The sequence below is a fragment of the Mojavia sp. genome (assembly GCF_059505145.1).
In genome coordinates, this window is record NZ_JCACKA010000045.1 from 1 (window position 1) to 3,093 (window position 3,093).

General features: G+C 39.5%; 6 protein-coding genes. 2 read left to right on the plus strand and 4 right to left on the minus strand.

What is annotated here, in order from left to right:
* Positions 1–158 precede the first annotated feature (158 nt).
* Together AC5JL8_RS07205 and AC5JL8_RS07210 are read right to left on the minus strand one after the other, a co-directional pair.
* On the minus strand, positions 159–860 hold the full coding sequence (locus AC5JL8_RS07205) for a serine/threonine protein kinase (RefSeq protein WP_495879099.1): 702 nt from the start codon (positions 858–860) through the stop codon (positions 159–161).
* Between the two features lie 159 nt (positions 861–1,019).
* Positions 1,020–1,328: an HNH endonuclease gene (locus tag AC5JL8_RS07210; protein WP_495879100.1), complete on the minus strand. Its 309-nt coding sequence runs from the start codon at positions 1,326–1,328 to the stop codon at positions 1,020–1,022.
* A gap of 714 nt (positions 1,329–2,042) precedes the next feature.
* Between AC5JL8_RS07210 and AC5JL8_RS07215 the strand changes: the two genes are divergently transcribed.
* The gene (locus AC5JL8_RS07215; RefSeq protein ID WP_495879101.1) at positions 2,043–2,240 is read left to right on the plus strand and encodes a DUF2811 domain-containing protein; all 198 of its coding nucleotides are present in this window, start codon (positions 2,043–2,045) and stop codon (positions 2,238–2,240) included.
* A gap of 185 nt (positions 2,241–2,425) precedes the next feature.
* Here the strand turns inward: AC5JL8_RS07215 and AC5JL8_RS07220 are convergent, their stop codons facing one another.
* Complete coding sequence (locus tag AC5JL8_RS07220) at positions 2,426–2,638, minus strand: hypothetical protein (RefSeq protein WP_495879102.1); 213 nt, start codon at positions 2,636–2,638, stop codon at positions 2,426–2,428.
* Between the two features lie 60 nt (positions 2,639–2,698).
* Here AC5JL8_RS07220 and AC5JL8_RS07225 point away from each other — a divergent pair, with 60 nt between their 5' ends.
* Complete coding sequence (locus AC5JL8_RS07225) at positions 2,699–2,848, plus strand: hypothetical protein (protein WP_495879103.1); 150 nt, start codon at positions 2,699–2,701, stop codon at positions 2,846–2,848.
* A 97-nt stretch (positions 2,849–2,945) separates the two neighbouring features.
* Here the strand turns inward: AC5JL8_RS07225 and AC5JL8_RS07230 are convergent, their stop codons facing one another.
* Positions 2,946–3,080 (minus strand): hypothetical protein, encoded by a 135-nt coding sequence (locus AC5JL8_RS07230; protein ID WP_495879104.1) that lies wholly within the window; start codon positions 3,078–3,080, stop codon positions 2,946–2,948.
* Between the last annotated feature and the right edge of the window lie 13 nt (positions 3,081–3,093).

The window sequence follows — 3,093 nt, forward strand, 5'->3', positions numbered from 1 at the left end:
TAAGAGCTATGAAGCTTATACAGCAAGCACTTTAGCTCTCTTGTCGCCCCTTGAATAGTACGGGTTTGAAAGAAGGTGTTTTTTTAACTTTGGCTCTTTTGATGAAAGCAACAATCTCCTCTCTAAAAGCTAATATTTGGTCGATTCAAGAAATTAGACTACCGTTTGAAATATTTATGATGAGCTAGTTTGAGAACTAGTTGATAACAAGAAGTTTTGAAATCAGTTCCTAAGCGATAAAATTTGCGGAGCATATCCAGAGCAAAGTATGGTACGCGCAGTCGAAGTGGGTACAATATGGGGAGATATAACCAATAATAAGCCTTTTTCAAGTCATTCCATTTTGAGCAGGGTTCTTGCTCCAGAAAATCTGAGATATCTACAACTAATCCTCTACCTTGGTGCATCATGACATTACGACCGTGGACATCATGCGGGTAGAGTCCGCGACTTTGAGCATAATCAAGAGCTTCATTGATGTCCCGTATTACTTGTTTGGGAATCGGTAAACCTAAGTGCATAGAATCGTAGAGTGTCGTTCCATAAAGCCGTTTTAAGATTAAAAAGTCATCTTTGGCATAAAAACATTCAGAGAAAGCTGGATGGGAGCCTAAACGACGGTAAACTTCTACTTCCTCTTGATAGCCTGGCCTTCCTGGGGCATAAATCTTAACTACACACTCAGGGTGATTGGGATGATAAACTACTGCGGCGTAATTTCCTTTGCCAAGCAGCCGCCAGGGTTGCGGAAGATAGCTGACGTGAATTGGATTACGAGGATTAACACTTACAATTTGTAAGCTAGGCAGTAGTTGTTGATAAATACTTTCGAGCAGTTCTTTGAGGGGTAATTTCTTCATATCGAATAAGTATCTAACACCAAAGAACAAGTTAAACTACTTGATTTATCTCAACTATTACGGCAACTATTTAAATTGAGCATATTTTTGAAATGGCAATCCCTGCTGTTATGGTGACCACAAGTCAATGTTGCTTGTACTCGTGTGAAATCATTAAACCTAGTTAACCTGGTGTTCAAAAAACAGTGATAATTGTCCAGGAGAAATATTCCCGCGTCCGAATCGATGGCAGTAAAGGTGACAGGCGCTACATAGACAAACTAAGTTTTCTAATCGATTGTCAGACGGGTCGCAGTTCCAATGATGAACTTGAAGTGTGTAAGCTCGGCGTTGGGATTTTGTCAAGTTTGGTGGTTTTTCACCGGGACGCAAGCCAAGTATTCCACACTTGTAACAACGCCAACCAGAGGCAAGTTTTACCGCAGCAGCAATTTCCTTCCAGTTTTCTGGATACACACCCTGACTCATGATCGTGTTGGCGCGATTTGTTTGATCTTAAATGTACGTTTACTAATCAAAAAAGCTTACCCTAAAATCGTCTGAGTTAGAAAGCATTTTTTTCTAGCAAGTGCATCGGCAATTTATGCGATCGCTAATAATGAAGCGAGCGAGCGCTTGTTACCTATAACTAGTAGCTAAACGAATTAGTAAATTTACAGAATTAATTTCACCATTTAGGCATTGTTGTTTTTATACATGACAATGGCGAAGATTGGGGTTTAGGCTTTTTTGTAATTCTTATCATTAGCTAAACTTTTCCTGAGGTATTCCACAGGCTTTCCACAGGTATTTTCTCTGTTTTCCACAGTTGCTCTACAAGCTAACGCTGCTTTTGTTGGCTGACTGGGGATTTTATTAGTCAGTGCTAATCAGTCTTGGATACTGAGTTTTTATGAAGTAGCGTAACTAAAATGTAGCCCTAAGCCCGATTGTGCCGTAAATATTTATTCTTTCTATAGCTAATGTTAACAGTTCGCAATATTGACAAATCTACCCCCTCTGAGCGCACAATGATCCGATAGCCTTTCGTAATCTGTTCAATCAGCGGCATCAGTTGTATAAAAATACTCAGTTGTTAGTGTCAATCGGCAGATAGGCGAAAGATGGTGTAAGACAGCCCAAAGCTTCTTCACCACAATTTCTTCATCCTTATTAACTTACTCCGGGAGCAGCTCTGGGTTTATGAACGCAACAGTTAAGATTCTGGCAGGCTTACCTGACACACTCCATGATTCCCTAAACAACTACCTAGAAAAGCATCCTGATTGGGATGAAAAACGAATGTTGACCGCAGCAATCTCACTTTTCCTACTGCAAAATACAAATGGCAACGCGGCAGTTGCCCAAGTTTATTTAGAAACTTTGTTTGATCGTGGCTAAATTAAATAAGGGTGAGCTCAATCACCAGAACAGACATCACAAATCATATTTGTGTTTGTGTTTGTGAACTGAGCGCTTTACCCAAAAACTCCTACAAGACCACTCCGCTTTAATAAACTCAAGCGCGATCAGTATTAGCGGACAACAGCTTTTTTCTATTTAGGGAGATGATTCAATCAGAAAATTCAATCATCTAGCAAACTCATCAATGCTTGAAATTCTGGGTCAATTGATTTTGATAGCTGCTGTTTTAACTCCAAAAGCTGATTTTCTAATGCTTCAGCTACATAAGGCATACTATTGGACTTTGCTAATTTGATTTGATTAGACTTAATTCTGAGACTTCTAAGCATTTGATCGACAGCATCAATTGAATCGTAATTTTGACAAATCATCATTTTTTATCTATGAAAATTTTTGGTTAGAGTTAATTTAGTGCTAGTTTATTAACGGCATCTTTGAAAATTTCAGAGCAAATTATACATGGATTAGCTCAGTCTGGTGATGAAATTAATAATTATTTAGTAAATTCCGCTTGTGGATGGCGAAGTTTGTGGGAACGTTGGGGGCGTCTACCTTTTGAGCAATTATTTGCCCCAGCAAGTTGAGGCAAGCTCTTTGATCTGCGGGTGCTGGGGGAAGACAAATAAATCAGTGTATTTAAGACGGTGGCAGTAACAACAGACGGCTGAGGGAATAAAGCCTTTAATTGTTTTTTTGAGTGTAATTGCTGTTGAAAGCTAAATCTCCCAAACAACCCAAGCTCTTAACTGTTAGTTGGGCAATGGTGCGCGATCGCGGGTGAACGAAAAAAGGTGTGGGAGAGTAGTTAGCGAGCATCTTACGCTAACAT

Coding starts and splice junctions, on each gene's coding strand:
- AC5JL8_RS07210 (WP_495879100.1), bottom strand. CDS start 1,328: ATGAGTCAGGGTGTGTATCCAGAAAACTGGAAGGAAATTGCTGCTGCG.
- AC5JL8_RS07215 (WP_495879101.1), top strand. CDS start 2,043: ATGAACGCAACAGTTAAGATTCTGGCAGGCTTACCTGACACACTCCAT.
- AC5JL8_RS07230 (WP_495879104.1), bottom strand. CDS start 3,080: ATGCTCGCTAACTACTCTCCCACACCTTTTTTCGTTCACCCGCGATCG.
- AC5JL8_RS07205 (WP_495879099.1), bottom strand. CDS start 860: ATGAAGAAATTACCCCTCAAAGAACTGCTCGAAAGTATTTATCAACAA.
- AC5JL8_RS07220 (WP_495879102.1), bottom strand. CDS start 2,638: ATGATGATTTGTCAAAATTACGATTCAATTGATGCTGTCGATCAAATG.